Annotated in this window: 11 protein-coding genes and 1 other annotated feature; of the genes, 3 read left to right on the top strand and 8 right to left on the bottom strand. The window is 35.2% G+C overall.

Going from position 1 to position 17,282, the window contains the following annotated elements:
- Positions 1-87: 87 nt before the first annotated feature.
- The 3 genes from icd to acnA form a co-directional block, all read right to left on the bottom strand.
- Positions 88-1,362 (bottom strand): NADP-dependent isocitrate dehydrogenase, encoded by a 1,275-nt coding sequence (icd, locus tag AC4BB2_RS05005; protein ID WP_490474333.1) that lies wholly within the window; start codon positions 1,360-1,362, stop codon positions 88-90.
- Entirely contained in the window at positions 1,359-2,495 is a 1,137-nt protein-coding gene (locus AC4BB2_RS05000; RefSeq protein WP_490474332.1) for a citrate synthase, read from the bottom strand. The genes icd and AC4BB2_RS05000 overlap by 4 nt, the downstream gene beginning before the upstream one ends.
- A 315-nt stretch (positions 2,496-2,810) precedes the next feature.
- Positions 2,811-5,519, bottom strand: a complete 2,709-nt coding sequence (gene acnA, locus AC4BB2_RS04995) for an aconitate hydratase AcnA (RefSeq protein WP_490474331.1) — start codon at positions 5,517-5,519, stop codon at positions 2,811-2,813.
- 657 nt (positions 5,520-6,176) lie between these two features.
- Here acnA and AC4BB2_RS04990 point away from each other — a divergent pair.
- Positions 6,177-7,391: a YdcF family protein gene (locus tag AC4BB2_RS04990; RefSeq protein WP_490474330.1), complete on the top strand. Its 1,215-nt coding sequence runs from the start codon at positions 6,177-6,179 to the stop codon at positions 7,389-7,391.
- A 53-nt stretch (positions 7,392-7,444) separates the two neighbouring features.
- Here the strand turns inward: AC4BB2_RS04990 and AC4BB2_RS04985 are convergent, their stop codons facing one another.
- The gene (locus AC4BB2_RS04985; protein ID WP_490474329.1) at positions 7,445-7,786 is read right to left on the bottom strand and encodes a hypothetical protein; all 342 of its coding nucleotides are present in this window, start codon (positions 7,784-7,786) and stop codon (positions 7,445-7,447) included.
- Positions 7,783-9,081, bottom strand: coding sequence for a Y-family DNA polymerase (locus AC4BB2_RS04980; RefSeq protein ID WP_490474328.1), 1,299 nt, complete (start codon positions 9,079-9,081; stop codon positions 7,783-7,785). The genes AC4BB2_RS04985 and AC4BB2_RS04980 overlap by 4 nt, the downstream gene beginning before the upstream one ends.
- 275 nt (positions 9,082-9,356) lie before the next feature.
- Here AC4BB2_RS04980 and AC4BB2_RS04975 point away from each other — a divergent pair, with 275 nt between their 5' ends.
- On the top strand, positions 9,357-10,412 hold the full coding sequence (locus AC4BB2_RS04975) for an AI-2E family transporter (RefSeq protein WP_490474327.1): 1,056 nt from the start codon (positions 9,357-9,359) through the stop codon (positions 10,410-10,412).
- 59 nt (positions 10,413-10,471) lie between these two features.
- Here AC4BB2_RS04975 and nhaC read toward each other — a convergent pair whose 3' ends face one another.
- From nhaC to tyrP, 3 genes are all read right to left on the bottom strand, one after another.
- Complete coding sequence (gene nhaC / locus AC4BB2_RS04970) at positions 10,472-11,839, bottom strand: Na+/H+ antiporter NhaC (protein WP_490474326.1); 1,368 nt, start codon at positions 11,837-11,839, stop codon at positions 10,472-10,474.
- A 144-nt stretch (positions 11,840-11,983) separates the two neighbouring features.
- Positions 11,984-13,837, bottom strand: a complete 1,854-nt coding sequence (gene tdc, locus AC4BB2_RS04965) for a tyrosine decarboxylase (protein WP_490474325.1) — start codon at positions 13,835-13,837, stop codon at positions 11,984-11,986.
- 64 nt (positions 13,838-13,901) lie between these two features.
- Positions 13,902-15,308: a tyrosine-tyramine antiporter gene (tyrP, locus tag AC4BB2_RS04960; protein ID WP_490474324.1), complete on the bottom strand. Its 1,407-nt coding sequence runs from the start codon at positions 15,306-15,308 to the stop codon at positions 13,902-13,904.
- A gap of 384 nt (positions 15,309-15,692) precedes the next feature.
- Positions 15,693-15,895 (top strand) — a binding site (T-box leader).
- 52 nt (positions 15,896-15,947) lie between these two features.
- Between tyrP and tyrS the strand changes: the two genes are divergently transcribed.
- A complete protein-coding gene (gene tyrS / locus AC4BB2_RS04955) occupies positions 15,948-17,216 on the top strand; it encodes a tyrosine--tRNA ligase (protein WP_490474323.1) in 1,269 nt (422 codons plus the stop codon).
- Positions 17,217-17,282 lie beyond the last annotated feature (66 nt).

The raw sequence follows: 17,282 nt of genomic DNA, 5'->3' as shown, positions 1-17,282 counted from the left end.
TCAAAAACTGACGAATATTCGTCAGTTTTTTTTATATCATTAAAAAAGAAAGGTTAGAATAGTTGCATTCTAACCTTTCTTTTTAGTCTATCCCTTAATCAATCCTGCTAGTTCTTCACCAAATTCAGAACAGCTTAATAATGTTGCCCCTTCCATTTGATCTGCGAAATCCTTTGTTACCGTCTTATCTCCTATCGCCTCTTCAATACTTTTAGTGATTAACTGACTGACCTCTTTCCACCCTAAATAATCAAATAACAACGCACCTGATAATAATAAGGAGGATGGATTCAGTTGATTTAATCCAGCAAACTCTGGCGCCGTTCCATGGGTTGCTTCAAAAATAGCATGTCCTGTTTCCAAGTTTAAATTTGCTCCCGGTGCAATTCCGATTCCGCCAACTTGAGCAGCAAGGGCATCTGAAATATAATCTCCATTTAAATTCAACGTAGCAATCACATCATATTTTTCAGGATGAAGTAAAATATCCTGCAAGAAAATATCTGCAATTCGATCTTTTATAATGAGTTTCCCAGATTTCTCTGCCTCTCGTAATTGCTTTTCGGCTTCGGATTTTCCAGATTTACTTTGGATTTGTAAATATTGTTCCCAAGTAAAGACTTTATCTGCGAACTCTCTTTCAGCTAAAGTATAGCCCCAGTTTTTAAATCCACCTTCTGTAAATTTCATGATATTTCCTTTATGGACAAGCGTTACGGATTTACGATTATTTTTTAAAGCATGTTCGATAGCTCCGCGAACTAAACGTTCTGTCCCTTCTTGGGAAACAGGTTTTATACCTATTGCTGATGATTCTGGAAAACGGATTTTATCTACACCAAATTCTGTTTTTAAATAGGCGATTAGTTTTTCAGCTTCTAAACTTTTAGCTGGAAATTCAATCCCAGCATATATATCTTCCGTATTTTCACGAAAAATCATCATGTCTGTGGCTTCCGGGTGTTTTAATGGTGAGGGTACACCTTTAAAATAACGGACTGGTCGATAACAAATATATAAATCCAGTTCTTGTCTTAAAGCAACATTCAATGAGCGAATACCCCCACCAATCGGAGTTGTTAAAGGACCTTTGATGGCTACAAGATGTGTTTTTATGGTTTCTAACGTTTCATTTGGCAGCCAATTATCCGTTTGGTTAAATGCTTTTTCTCCTGCCAGCACTTCTTGCCAAACTACTTTTCGTTTCCCTTTATAGGCCTTTTCTACTGCTGTATCAAAAACATTTTTAGCTGCTTGCCAAATCTCTGGACCAATTCCATCTCCTTCAATAAAAGGAATGATTGGAAAATTTGGAACCATTAATTTGCCATTTTCAAAAGCAATCTTCGCCTCATTTTTCATGCTTCCATTCCTCCCGAACGTAGTATATCACTATATTTTAACTGTTTAGGTCCAACATAATGTGAACGAGGGCGAATCAAACAATCTTCTTTTTTCTGCTCATTAATATGTCCTAACCAGCCTGAAACTCGACTCATGGCAAAAATCAGTGTAAACAAATCACTATCAATATCCAAACAATGGTACACTGTCGCTGAATAAAAATCGACATTAGGAATCAAGCCTTTCGTCTCTTTTAGATAACGCTCGACTTGGCAAGATAAAAAATACCACTGTTCTTTTTCTGTTAAAGTCGTTAACTTTTTTGCTAATTTTTTTAGATGTTTCTTTCTTGGATCTTCTGTTTTATATACTCGGTGACCAAAGCCCATGACTTTTTCTTTTCGATCTAATTTTTGATTTAGATAGTCTTCTACATTCAAGTTGCCTGAATTGATCTCCGTCAACATATCAAAAACACGTTCATTTGCGCCACCATGAAGAGGACCTTTTAAAGAACCAATTGCTCCAGTGATACATGAATAAACATCTGATAATGTGGATGCACAAACTCTAGCTGTAAAGGTACTTGCATTCAAATCGTGATCGGCATGAAGAACCAATGCTTGATTCATAGCTGCAACCTGTACGTCTTCTGCTTCTTTTCCAGTCAGCATATAAAGAAAATTTGCTGCTATCGATAGATCACTACGAGGAGGAATAGGATCTAATCCTTTTCGTAATCGTGCATATGCAGCAATAATTGTAGGCATCTTTGCCTGCAGTGCAATACTTTGCTGATAAGCTGAGCTTTCATCTGTAGCCTCAGCATTAGGATCAAAAACACCTAAAAGTGAAATCGTTGACCGTAACACACTCATTGGATGAAGATTCTGGCGTGTTTGAATCTTTAGACAGGTAACGATTGTATCGGATATTGGCATTTGAGTAGCCAAATCTTGTTTAAATTTTTCTAGCTCCTGATTTGACGGTATTTTTAAATACCATAATAGATAAATTACTTCTTCAAACTGAACATTCTGAGCCACTAAATCATCAATATTGAATCCCGCAAACAACAACTGATTTTCTACGATCGAACTGATTTTTGTTTCAGAAACAATAACACCTTCTAAACCTTTATGAATCTCCATCCAAGTTCCTCCTTAATTTAAAAGCTAAACGAGCTCGATTTATCTCGAATGGAAAATAGAAAAAATGGAGGGTGGCGCTTTCTGCCACAATCTATTTTTATCTTTTTCCCGAGAGATTAGCTCGTGAGGCTAGATAATAATAAAAGCTAAACGAGCTCGATTTATCTCGAATGGAAAATAGGAAAAATGGAATGAGGGAAAAAATACCTCAGTCCATTTTTATCGCATTTCCGAAGAATTAGCTCGTGAAGCTAGATAGTTTAGGCTAACAACCTTCTACTTGTTTTATATCTTATTTTTCAATTCATCCCAAAACTAGCTTTGAAGTTTTTTACGAATCACCATTGGCAATATTCCTCCGTGTTGATAATATGTGATGTCAACAGCTGAATCAAAGCGTAGAATTGTTTCAAATTGTATTTTTTCTCCAGTTGATTTTGTTGCAGTGACACTCACAGTATCTAAAATGCCTTTGGTTTCATCGATATCGATATCAAATAACTCAGTTCCTGTTAAACCTAAGTTGTCCGCATCTTCTCCCGGTTTGAATTGTAAGGGTAAAACGCCCATCATCACTAAATTGGAACGATGAATTCGTTCATAACTTTTGGCAATTACTGCTTCTACACCCAGTAACTGTACCCCTTTTGCCGCCCAATCTCTTGATGAGCCCATCCCATAATCATCACCAGCTAAAATAACTGATTTTGTTCCTTGTTTTTGGTATTTCATCGCAGCATCATAGATAGCCATCTTTTCTTGTGTTGGTGCAAAAATAGTATAACCACCTTCAACTCCTGGAACTAGCTGATTGCGAATACGAATATTGGCTAGGGTTCCTCTCATCATTACTTCATGGTGACCACGTCTGGCTCCATAAGAGTTAAATTCGCGGACTGCCACTCCTCGATCAATTAAATACTGACCAGCTGGGCTATTTTTTTGAATACTTCCAGCTGGTGAAATGTGGTCTGTTGTAACCGAATCACCAAATTTAGCTAACACAGCTAGCTGTTTTAACGGCTTTCTCGGCTCTCTTTCTTTTGACATGTCTTTGAAATAGGGCGGATTTGCAATATAAGTGGAGGTTTCTTCCCAGCTATATAAAGGCTCGTCGTTGGTTTCAATAGCATTCCATTCGTCATTGTCACTAAACACCTGTGCGTATTCTTGCTGGTATAATTCTGGTGTAACACACTCATCAATCAAGACTTGGATTTCATCTCTAGTAGGCCATAAATCATTAAAATAAATTGGCCTATCATTTTCACCAATACCGATTGGTTCGTTGAATACATCAATGTCAACGGTCCCAGCTAATGCATAAAGTACCACTAGCGGAGGTGATGCTAGATAATTGGCTTTGACTAATGGGTGAATACGACCTTCAAAGTTACGATTCCCACTTAATACACCTGCCGTTAATAAATCATTCTCTCTGATTGCTTCTTCAACTTCTGGTTTCAATGCTCCTGAATTACCGATACAAGTAGTACAGCCATAACCAACTAAATGAAAACCCAGTTGTTCTAAATAAGGTAATAGACCTGCTTTTTCCAAATAAGCTGTAACAACTTTTGATCCTGGTGCTAAGGAGGTTTTTACATAGTTTGGTACCTCTAAGCCAAGCAATGCCGCTTTTTTAGCTACTAAACCTGCACTTAACATAACAAATGGATTGGACGTATTCGTACATGAAGTAATGGCTGCAATCGCTACTGCTCCTGGTTTGAGCTGATGGTGAACGCCTTCTAATTCTAAAGGAACACTTTCTACCTGTTGTTTTTCAGAAAGTCCAAACCCTTGTAAACCTGAAGGAGCTTTTACAGCTTCTTCAAATGCTGTTTTCATTTCTGATAAAGGAATCAAATCTTGTGGTCTTTTTGGTCCGGCAAGGTTTGCTTCAATTTCACTTAAATCAATTTCAATCACGTTTGTATAATTAGGTTCTTGATCATTTATTGGATCATAGAATAATTGATTTTCTTTTAAGTACCTCTCAGCAACAGTAACTGCTTGTTCTTCCCTTCCTGTTAGTCGCAGATAACGAATCGTTTCGTCATCTACAGGGAAAAATCCACAGGTTGCACCATATTCAGGTGCCATATTTGCTACAGTTGCCCGATCTGCTAAACTTAAATTGGTTAAACCTGAGCCAAAAAATTCAACAAACTTTCCGACAACTTTTTGCTCTCTTAACACTTGAGTCACTTTTAAAGCTAAATCTGTTGCGGTAGCACCTTGAGACAATTCATTGACAAAACGGACACCTACAACATCTGGAATTGGAAAATAAGAAGGCTCTCCAAGCATACTAGCTTCTGCCTCAATTCCACCCACGCCCCAACCTAAAACACCTAAGGCATTGACCATTGTTGTATGTGAATCTGTACCTACTAAAGTGTCTGGATAGAGCAAAATATTCGTATCATCTATTTTCTTTTGTGTGACTACCGATGCTAAATACTCAATATTCACTTGATGAACGATTCCTGTTGCAGGTGGCACAACACGATAATTATCAAAGACTTTTTGCGCCCAACTTAAAAATCGGTAGCGTTCTTTATTCCTCTGAAATTCCATTTTCATATTTAGTTGCAAGGCTTGCTTCACGCCAGCAACATCTACTTGAACGGAATGGTCAACAACCAAATCAACTGGAACTTCGGGATTGATTTTAGTAGGATCCCCACCTAAATCAGCAATAGTTTTTCTTAAAGAGGCTAAGTCAACTACAGCTGGAACGCCAGTAAAATCTTGAAGAATCACTCGTGCTGGTTTAAAAGGGACCTCACCATTATTAACATGTTCTGAAGACCATTGAGACAAATCATCAATATGTTTTTGAGTGATTCCGACTCCATTTTTCTGCCGCAGTAACGATTCTAATAGTACACGAATACTAAATGGTAACTTAGCCACAAACGGATGCTGTTCAGTTTCCAACGAAGCTAATGAATAATAATAGTATTTTCGATGATTCATTTCAAAAAAAGTTTCTGACAATTGTTTGCTAGTAATCAAAAACATCCCTCCTAAATTAAAAAAACTGAATAGAACTGCTCAGTATCAATGGGAAAATAAGAAAATAGATGCCTGACGTTTTAGTCACTGTCAAACTTTATTTTTCCAAAAATACTAGCTAATCATAAGTAATATACAGTTTCATCCTACACATGACCTGATTTTAGCCATTATAACGACATTATAAGTAATTGTAAACCTTTAAGAAGATGAGAAAAGTTATATTAATTAACACATATATGTTATATACATGTCACAAAAATAAACACCTATAAATAAAGGATTTACAATATAAAAACAATGATACCTCTACGGAAAATTAGCCATATTACATGTTTTTCACATTTTAAGTTAATCAAAAACAAATGTTAAGCAACTACTTTTCCCGTAAAAAACAGATGACATTTACTAAGTAGCATTTACACCTTTTCTAGACGTATTTACCGCTTTCATGTAAGACAAAAAAAATTAAATTAACTATCTAAAGAAACGTTAATTTAACGGAAAGAAGCATTCTAGAAATTAATTCCTTTCCATAAATCTTTTCCGTTATTTTACATAATAATAACTATATTTCAGTTCCTAGACTTTATAGTATTTTTTTCTCTTATTTTTAGTTATACTGATAGGGAAATTATTTATTTAAGGAGTTCTTTTATGGGGAATTATTTTAGTATTATCATTGGCATTATTTATCTAATTGGCGTATTTATGATTCCGAAATGGCGACTAAAAAAAGGATACCAAGATTGTAAATTTTTTGAATTACTCTGGTTTTCATTGTGCTTTATCTTCTATGTTATTTATTTAGAAATTCAACTGCACACCTATTATTTTCTAATCCCTTCAGCTTTTTTATTGCTTTTTCTTTTTTGTTACTTTAAAGAAAAACGCAGGTTGATGAATGGATTGCTATTCAATCTATTTTTGATCGTTGGTATGACTTATCTTGGGGTTTTATTAATTAGAACAGTTGACCCATTATTGACTATTTTAGCAGCAATCACAGGTGTTATCTTGTTACTATTCCTATTGATTGGGCTTTACGCCTTGCTAGTTTTCTTGTACTGGAATGCGATTGTGGTTCTGCGAAAAGAGGGGCATTCTCTCGCCAACTTATTGACCTTGCTTTTAGCAATTGGCTTGACTGTGTTTTTAATTTTCACTTTTTACTCTACTAGAGTTTTACCACCGTGGGCTTCTGTTTTGTTCGGGATTTTACCCTTATCAATGTTTTATTTTTCAATTGTTTTTTATAACTTTCTAACCATTTCCATCATTTATCAATTTAATCAACCAAAATACAATCAAGATTTCATTATCGTTTTAGGTTCCGGATTGATTGATGGGAAGACAGTACCTCCACTTTTAGGTAAACGTATTGAAAAAGCGATTCAATTTTACAAAGCTCAATCTCGAGCAACGTTAAATCCACCTAAACTCCTTATGTCTGGCGGTAAAGGTGATGACGAACATATTGCTGAAAGTATTGCTATGAAGCAATATGCCATAGAAAAAGGGATTCCTGAGACGGATATTTTAGTTGAAACAAATTCTAAAAACACCTTGGAAAATATGAAATTTTCTAAAGAAATCATGGAACAAGCTTTTGGTGGCACTGATTTTCATGCAATCTTCATTACCAATAATTTCCATCTATTTCGAGCTGGTCTCTTTGCTAAAATGGCTCATCTAGATGCTAATGGAATCGGTGCGAAAACAGCTTTTTATTTTCTGCCAAATGCTTTTTTAAGAGAATTTATTGCCATTGTAATGATGCATAAACGTCGCCATTTAATTATTTGCGGTCTAATTACTTTAATAATGATTCTATTAGCACTGGCTGAGTTCTTCCTTGTCTCTCACAATTAAATAAAAAACATCTAACTTTAAACGATTGTTTTTAAGTCAGATGTTTTTTTGTTTTAATGAAGCTGTACATGACGAATCTCATCGTAGCCAATCTTTTGACCAGCCACATAAATACCTAATTCATCATGACCTTGAATCTGCCCTATAATGTCTGCTCCGTAATTACCCTCGCTATCCAATTCTTCTTTTTGGATGATTACTTCAGCATGACGTTGAAAAGCTTGGGCTAAAACTTCATCGATTTCAGCCCAACTCATTTGTGTTTTCTTTTCAGGCGGTTTTCTTTTCTTCTCTTGTTCAATGATTGCTGTATGTTCAGACAAATAAAAGCCTGCCCATTTTTTCATTTTTCGATCTTGGTACTGTTCAAAATAATAATCTCGTTCGTTCCTCATTGTAAGCCCTCCATTCCCCCAGCGTGACCACCAACCAGTGATGCTCTTGAAATTGCTGTACCACCAGATGATACTGAACTTGCGTGAACTAATGAAACGTAGCCAAAACGCTGACGAATATCGTCAATTAGCTGATCTAATTTTAGTTCTTTCAATTGTTCATCTGGTTCATGAAATAAATCTAGTTGTACATAAGTATTGTAATTCAGTTTGGAATAAGTAATTCCAATATGTCGTACTTCTTCTCCATGCCAATGTTGTCTGAATATCATTAGACAGTATTCACCCAACACTTTACTGCTATTTGTTAAAGGTATTTTCATTTGCCTTGAAAAACCTGTTCCTTCCCTCTTAGCTGCTTTTGAAAAACCAATTGATAAATGAACACACTCTGTCTGACAGCGAGCTTTTCTAAGTCTGGCTGCCACCTGATCTGCCATTTCTCGAATCACTACTTCAATCTCATCCTGCCTTAGATAATCTCGCATCAAAATCTGAGAATTATTATAAGATCTTTCTTCCGGTATATATTTTTCAGCTAAACGACTGCGGTCAATACCGTGAGCATGCGCATAGAGCTGTTCACCAATGATTCCAAGAGTTCTTTTCAAGCTATTTATATCTGCATGGGCTAAATCATACACGGAACGAATGCCTAAGTTGTTTAATCGTTTCGCTAATCGATGACCTATTCCCCACATGTCAGTCATTGGTTCAATCGTCCAAACTTTTTCAGGAACATCTTCATAATGCCATACAGCTAAACATTCATTATTATGCTTCGCTTCAATATCCATGGCTAATTTTGCTAACAATGGATTGTCTCCAATACCAATCGTAATATATAGACCTGTTTCCTTTCGGATTCTTTGCTGGATTAGTTTGGCTAATTCTATTGGCGTTCGCCCGAATAATTTCCAACTGGCTGTTACGTCTAAAAAAGATTCATCGATTGAGTAAATATGTAAGTCTTCTTCTGATACAAATTCTTTATAAATTTCATTGATCTTCATATTTTCCTTGATGTACTCATTCATCCGTGGTGGAACTACTACTAATTCTGGATGATTCGGCACATCATATTTCCTTGTTACATTAGTAATTCCAAGAACTTCTTTCGCTTTTGGAGAAGAAGCTAGGACTAGGCCACCAGTATTTTCTGCATGACTCATTACCACTAACATTTTTTCAAGTGGATCGTATCCTCTGGCCACACATTCAACCGAAGCATAAAATGATTTTACATCGATACAAAAAACCGCTCTTCTAGGTTCTTTTTCATAATCAAAAAACATCGCTATCCTCTCCTTGATTTATTCCATAGCTAATTATACGAACGTATGTTTGTTTTGTAAAGGGGAACAACTTTTTAAAATTATAATTGTAAAAAAAATAACATTATTGCTTAAACTGCTATCAAAAAAAGGGAAAAAGCATTATAGTTATCTCATAGGATTTTTCTGTTCAAGCAACATCACTACTCTGAGAAACAGTACTTATTTAGAGCTAGCATTGGGATCTGATTTGCAAATGAAAAACCTTAGACCATTATTTATTAGGAGTGATGTGTGTGACCATCTATGAAAAATTTCTTCAAAACGAACGCCTCAGACGTTTTTTTGTTTTAGCTGCAGTTATTTTCGTTTTATATCTTGCTAGAAGCATGATTACAATGATTCTATTAACGTTTATTTTTACTTTTTTAGCGCTTCACTTTGTAAAATTTATTCAAGGATTTATTAAAATACCTTCTTTTGTACTTGTTGTAGCAACCTATTCTTTGATTGTTTTCTTAGTTTATCTAGCTATTACAAAGTACGTTCCAGTACTTATAAACCAGTCCTTGCAAATGTATAATTCTGTTGTACAGTTTTATCAAAATCCAACCGATGATCATAATCAGCTGTTAATGGTTATCAATGAATATATAGCCAAATCAAATCTAACGGCACAAATTCAAAATGGCGCCAGCATGATTTTACGTTATATTCAGGATATTGGATCAATTGGGCTTTCTTTTGTTCTCTCCTTCATTTTAAGTTTCTTCTTTATGATCGAGAAAAAGCAGATGGCAGAATTTTCTAAGTTATTTTTAAAAAGTGATTTTGATTGGTTTTTCCAAGATATCTACTTTTTTGCGGATAAGTTTGTTAATACATTTGGTGTTGTGATGGAAGCCCAATTTTTTATCGCCGTTGTGAATACTGCTATTACCACTATTTGTTTAGCTCTAATTGGATTTTCTCAGTTGCCAAGTCTGGCAATTATGATTTTCATTTTAAGTTTGATTCCTGTAGCTGGAGTAATAATTTCTTGTATCCCATTAAGTTTTATTGCATACTCCCAAGGCGGTATTAATGATGTGATTTATATTTTAGTTGTGATTATTGTCGTTCATCTATTTGAGTCTTATGTATTGAACCCTAAATTTATGTCTAGTAAAACGGATCTACCGATTTTTTATACTTTCGTTATTTTGTTAATCAGCGAACGATTATTTGGTGTTTGGGGACTGATTGTCGGTATTCCGATTTTTACCTTCTTTTTAGATATTTTAAAAGTTAAAGCGATTCGACCTTTAAAAAAACTCCCAGCAATTAAAAAGAAGAAAGAACGATTGGATTAATCTTCTCAAAAAAATACAACCTATTCTAAAATGAATAGCGTTGTATTTTTTATTTATGCTTATTTTTGCTTTTTATTTCCTAAAAATGTGACTAAAATTGATAGTAATGGCAAAACATAACAAAATACTGCATAAGGTAAGTAATTTACCGTTGCAACTCCTAAGGTTCCTGAAATAAAAACTCCACTCACGCCCCAAGGAATCAGAGGGTTCACAACTGAACCTGCATCATTCAATCCTCTAGACAACAACGTCAAAGGAACTTTTTTTTCTTTAAATTTATTGATAAAAGACTTTCCAGGCAAAATAATTGATAAGTACTGCTCACCAATCAGTACATTAATACCGATTGAACTCATCATTGTAATAAGAATCAGCTTTTGACGAGAATTAATCGCTGTTTCAAACCGATCAAGTAAACAGTCAATGATCTCCATTTTTACCAACAAGCCACCTAATGCTAGAGCTAGAATAATTAATGATACCGACCACATCATACTTTGAATACCACCTCTTGAAAGCAGTTCATCCACTTGATTATTTCCAGTATGAGACACAAATCCATTTTGAAGCATATTAGCTGTCTCCACAAATGAAAAATGTGTATTTGTAATGAACATCAAAAGAATAGATATGCTAATACTCAGCAATAATGTGGGAATCGCAGGAATCTTCTTCCATGCACAAACAAAAAGAATTGCTAAAGGAATAATGGCCACTGCTGAAATCGTAAAATGCTCATTCAGTGTATTCACAATATCATGAATACTCGTACTGTCTAATGCTCCGTCATTATTTAATCCCATCACTAAGAAATAACCAAATGATAGAACTGCTGCCGGAAAAGCTGTTTTATATGTATTTTTTAAATGCGTAAATAAATCAACTTCTGAAATCGCAGCTGCTAAATTAACAGTATCCGAAAGTGGCGAAATCGAATTACCTAAAAAAGCACCTGAAACAATTGCTCCCGTTGTTAACGATGAATCAATACCAATTAAACTCCCCATTCCTAAAAAAGCAATCCCGATCGTTGAAATCGTCGTAAACGAACTACCTACAGCTCCGCCAACAATGCCGGAAATCAAAAAAACAGTCGGAATAAAATACTTCACAGATAAGAAAGAAAATCCTAAAACCATAATTGTTGGAATCGTTCCGCCAGCAATCCAAACACTGATCAAAGCACCAATCAAAATAAAAATCAATATTGGAATAATGCCAGAAGAAATTCCTTCTATCAGTGCATCATGAATAAAATCCCAAGAAAAATTTTTATAGACAGCAAATAAGAGTAAATAACCAATAGCAATTAAAATGGCAACATGAGCTGGAATACCTAAACCAATAATACTAATACCGATCATCAACAATAATGTTATTAATAAAAAAACTGCTTCGTTAAAATTCACTTGATATTTTTTCATAGGTCGTTCCTCACATTTTTTATAGAGATAGCTATCATTGATGCATCTCAATTATTTAACAGTAGCGACTGAGGTAAAGTTAAATGACTAACTTTACCTCTTAGCACTACTATCTTAACTACGAACAATTGACACTTTCGTTATTTATTCAGCATAGATTGCTTCTAATTTTTCTTGAATTGCTTGTTTAATTTTTTCTGCATATTCATCAAAAACTTCTTTGTCATTCATATATGGAGACATACCTGCCGCACGCAAAATTGTTACTTTGTCTGCACGTTCCCACTCAGCACGAGAGAAACCTAAGCTATTTACAAATTCAAATGGGCTATGACCGTATTCTTCAATGGCAAAATCTGTATGTGAAGTGATGAATTCATTGTTATATAATCCACCTTTTGCATAAGATGCATAATCGTAGAAATCATGGTTTAATTTATTCATTTTCACAAGATCAGTATTGCCTTTTTCGTTAAATACATAATCTACCATGTTAAAATCAGGTTTTGTTAAAGCATGAATTTCAATTGTTTTATCACCAACTTTAAATTCTAATCCATCGATGAAGTGATAGAAATGATAGGCACCTTCAATACTTGCACCCATTAATTTACCGTAACCTGTTACGTTTAACGGCAAGACTTTGTGAGCTGTCCAAACTGCTGCAGCTGTTGCCCCGGCTTTTGATCCTTCAAGAATATAAGCACCAAGTAAGGCTGGAATATCTGCGCCTTTTTCAAATACATAAGTAGCAAAGTAAGAAATTACGTCACGCATACGAATATCTTTGATTACGACACCACCGGCAGAATATGGAATATAGCCCATTTTATGCGGATCAATTGTTACAGATTCAGCTTGTTCAATTGCTTTGAAAGATTCATAGACCTCTCTTGTCAACCAATCATTTTTTTCTTGGAAGATGTTATGTTTAGCATATGTTTCTTCAATTTTATCCCATTCAATAAATTGGTCATTTTCATCTAAGAAAATTGAACGTCCATAACCACCGTAAGCTGCATCAACGTGTACATAGAAGTAAATACCTTCTTTTGCTAATTTATCACGTAAAGCAATGATTTGGTCGATACGGTCGACTTGTCCTTCTTCTGTTGAACCAACCACACCAACTACTCCAAGTGTAGGAATTCCTTGTGCTGCTAATTCACGGATTTGTGATTCTAATTTATCAATATCCATACGATATTCACTGTTTACTTCACCAGCAATTACTTGATCTAAACCGATACCGATAATGTCTGCAGCTTTCAACCATGAATAGTGTTTTGTTTGGGGAACGATCCATTTTCCTAATTTGTCTAAGTTTTTACCACTACGAGCTGATTGTGCTTTGATCTCGTCAAAGTTATCTTGCACTTGATCCAAAATATCTAAAACTTCTGTTGTAGACATGTTCAACAGTTCCCAGTCAGATTTACCTGCAACCATTTCTGGTACAACAGCTTGAATGGCAAATGGTAAAGATTTCATATTGCGGGCATACCATAAGCCTTCTAAGTTAGCAATTGAACCATCTGCTGCGATGTGACCCCAGCCATCTTCATACCCCATCAATGTAGCAAATTCCATTCCAACTTCTTCTTCCATTTGTGAAGTTGCTGGTGATGACTCATAAGCCACGTTATTACCGTTCCAAAGCATTGCAGTTGTATAGGCAATAATTGATGGCATTAAAGTTTCGGCGTTCATATGACCCCAGAAACGACCTGCTGAGTGCCATGGTAATGATTCTGTACGTAAACGTGAAGATAAAACATTGAAGACACTTCTCATATTGTCCGCTGTCTCTTGGAAACTTTTAGAACTTCTATCTTGTGGTGAAATCACTGGTAAATCTTGCGGCATGTAGTTTTGTCTCCAGCCAACATGTTCATCGATCATTTTGTTTAAAAGTTCTTTGAATAAATCAACGTTTTCGCCTTTGTCACCTATAAATAATGCTTTTAAATTTGTATCGTCAGTATTGAAATTTTTCATGATATTTTCCTCCAATAGTTTCATAATTGATCATGCTGAAAATTCTTTTTTTAATCGTTATTTCTTATTTATCAGTTTTCTTCCATTCTGGTTTCTTTCTTTTATAAATGATCAATGCAATACCGATCATAATAACAGTTGCCGCCACTTGGAAAATGATATATGCCACATGGCCACTTTGAGGAACTGAGGTTGGCGGAATCAAGCTGACTAGAATCGTAACAACCACACTAACGATTGCTAAAACTGAGACAAACCACATCAATCCATTGCCTTTACTTCCTAATCTAAATGGACGCTTCACAGTTGGCATACTGTAACGTAACTTAATCGCTGAAAGTGAAATCAATAGATATACCACACAATAAAGAATCGTCGTTGTGATTGTGATAATCAAAAATGCCGCACTAATATCTGGCACAACAACGTATAGGAATGATACCAGTGAAATCACAATCGCTTGGATCATGACAAAAACAATTGGAATTCCTTTTGCATTACGTTTTTGGAAGAACGGTGGTAAATTTCCTTCTTCTGCTACTTTGATCATTGATTTACTTGGACCTAAAACCCAGGCACTCAATTGAACCAACACACCTATTAAAATCATTAAAGAAACAATATTATTGAAAATCGCTGGAATCCCAAGATCTTGTGTCATAATGACAAAAGGTTGAGTAATATTAGCTAATTCCATTTTTCCAGCTGGTACACTATCAGCGACACTCAAGCCTGCGACTAAGTTGAAAACAACTAATAGCAAAACAGACGCGATTACAGCGATTGGATAATTACGTTTTGGATTATCAATGTTATTTGCATGAACAGAAGAAATTTCAACTCCGGCAAAAATAAAGATAATACCTGTTAATGTTGGCAAACTCCCTAAATCGCTAAAATCAGGTAATAACTTGCTCGCTTCAAAATGACCTAAATAACTATCTTGGTTGATCCCGTGTTTAGCCATATACATCATTCCTAAAACAACTAATGCCACAAAAGGAATGTACACACCAATGACTGCTCCCCAGTCACCAGCAATTTTTACCATGTCAAATTTCAAATTAAGTAAAGTTATGCCCCAATAGGAAATCAATATCATAATGAAAATAAATAGATTATTGTGTCCTAAATCGGGACGATCGATTACATAACCTAGTAATACGCCTACAGTCGAAGCAACCATAACCATTCCGAAAAACATTTGTACCCATAATAACCACGAAGTAACAAATCCCCATTTTTCTCCAAAAGCATTACGCACCCAAACTTGAGGGCCGCCTTCTTCTGGCCAGCCAGTTGATAATTCAGCTGAAATCAAGGCAATTGGTAAAGCAAAACAACAAGCAGCGATCACCATATAAAAAATTTGTGCCCATCCTGTTGATGCTAATGTCGGAACACTACGAACCGTTCCAAAAAAGGCCATGGTAATTCCAATTAATCCAAATAATGATAATTTCTTATTCATACTTCTTTTCGACCTCCTGATTACATTTATTTTTTGTTTCCCACATGTGAAATCACTCCCAAAGTATAGGTAGCTTTAAGCCACAAGTCAAAAAGAGCAGAATTAAAAAAAAGACCTGTTATTTAACATTTTTATACTCTATATGGCGTGTCAACGCGTCACTGCGATAAAGTATCCGAGTATAAAAAAAGAGCTATAGCAGCTTTTTTGTAAAAGAGCTATTTGCAATTGTTAGAAATTCTTCTGTCCCCTTATCTATTTCAATTAACCTAGATTAAAATGAATGCTGTCAAAATGAGAAATACTTCATTTAAACATAATAAAAAGAAAAAAGAAGAATTTGACAAGTTGACCTGTTTGTCGTAGAATGACTACAAAATAACATATCAAACGTTAATAAAGCGAAGTAGCAAAGATGTCCCTATTTCAGAGAGTCAGCATTTAGTGAGAGTTGGCATATACATTATTTGTGAATTACACTTTTAGTTTCCTACCGTAAGTAGGCGTCTATCTACGATACAGATTTGAGAGGTATATGATTTTTCATATACAATTTGGGTGGTAACACGGAGAAGTTCGTCCCATAGGCTGTTAGCCTATGGGGCGTTTTTTATTTTATTTAGGAGAGGAAGAAAAAACATGACAAACATTATTGATGAATTAGAGTGGCGTGGCGCCATCAACCAACAAACAGATAGCGAAGGTTTACGTGAATACGTTGAAACCGAGAGCATTTCACTATATTGCGGTGTTGATCCTACAGGAGATAGCATGCATATCGGGCACTTGATTCCTTTTATGATGTTAAAAAGATTCCAAGCGTTTGGACACCATCCGTTTATTTTGATTGGTGGAGCAACTGGAACAATTGGAGATCCTAGTGGACGAACAACAGAACGTCAATTACAAACAATGGAAACTGTTCAACACAATGTGGATTCTTTAACAAGACAAATGGAAAAACTATTTGCTGTAGATACTGACAATACATTAACGCTCGTAAACAACTACGACTGGACACACAACCTCACTCTTTTAGATTTCTTAAGAGATTACGGTAAATTCTTCAATATAAATACTATGCTTGCTAAAGATATAGTAGCAAGCCGGTTAGAAACTGGGATTTCATTTACAGAGTTTACTTACCAAATCCTACAATCTATGGACTTTTTACACTTGTTCCAAAACAATAACGTTCGTATGCAAATCGGTGGAGCAGATCAATGGGGAAATATCACAGCTGGTTTAGATTTGATTCGTAAAAAAGAAGGCGCAGATGCAAAAGCATTTGGTTTAACGATTCCATTGATGCTAAAAGCAGATGGAACAAAATTTGGTAAAACAGCTGGCGGTGCTGTTTGGCTTGATCCAGAAAAAACAACACCTTACGAATTCTACCAATTCTGGGTAAATCAAGATGACCGTGATGTAATCAAATACTTAAAATTCTTTACGTTCCTAACAAAAGAAGAAATTGATGCCTTAGAAGTAAAAGTACAAACAGAACCACACTTACGTGAAGCTCAACGAGTATTAGCCGCAGAAATGACGAAATTTGTTCATAGTGAAGCTGATTTAAATGATGCCTTAGCTATTTCAGAAGCTTTGTTTTCTGGAAATGTAAAAACTCTTACAGCTAAACAAATTGAAGAAGGGTTTAAAAACATGCCTACCGTTGAAACAGCATCTCTTGATCAAAATATTGTGGATTGGCTGATTGAGCTAGGTATTGAACCTTCTAAACGACAAGCTAGAGAAGACATCTCAAATGGTGCAATTTCAATCAATGGTGATCGAATGAAAGAGTTAGACTTTGTGGTTACTGCAGAGGATAGTTTTGATGGAAAATTTATTATTGTGAGAAAAGGGAAAAAACAATACACTTTAGTGAAAATACTTTCTAAGTAAGAAGCAGTTTGATACTTTTAAAGCAAACATCAGCATATTAGAAAAAGTTTCGCCCACCATTTAATA

Source organism: Enterococcus sp. AAFC-DPL-5146 (assembly GCF_058216635.1).
Note: the sequence above shows the minus strand (reverse complement) of the source record. Positions and strands in the feature narration are given on the sequence as shown.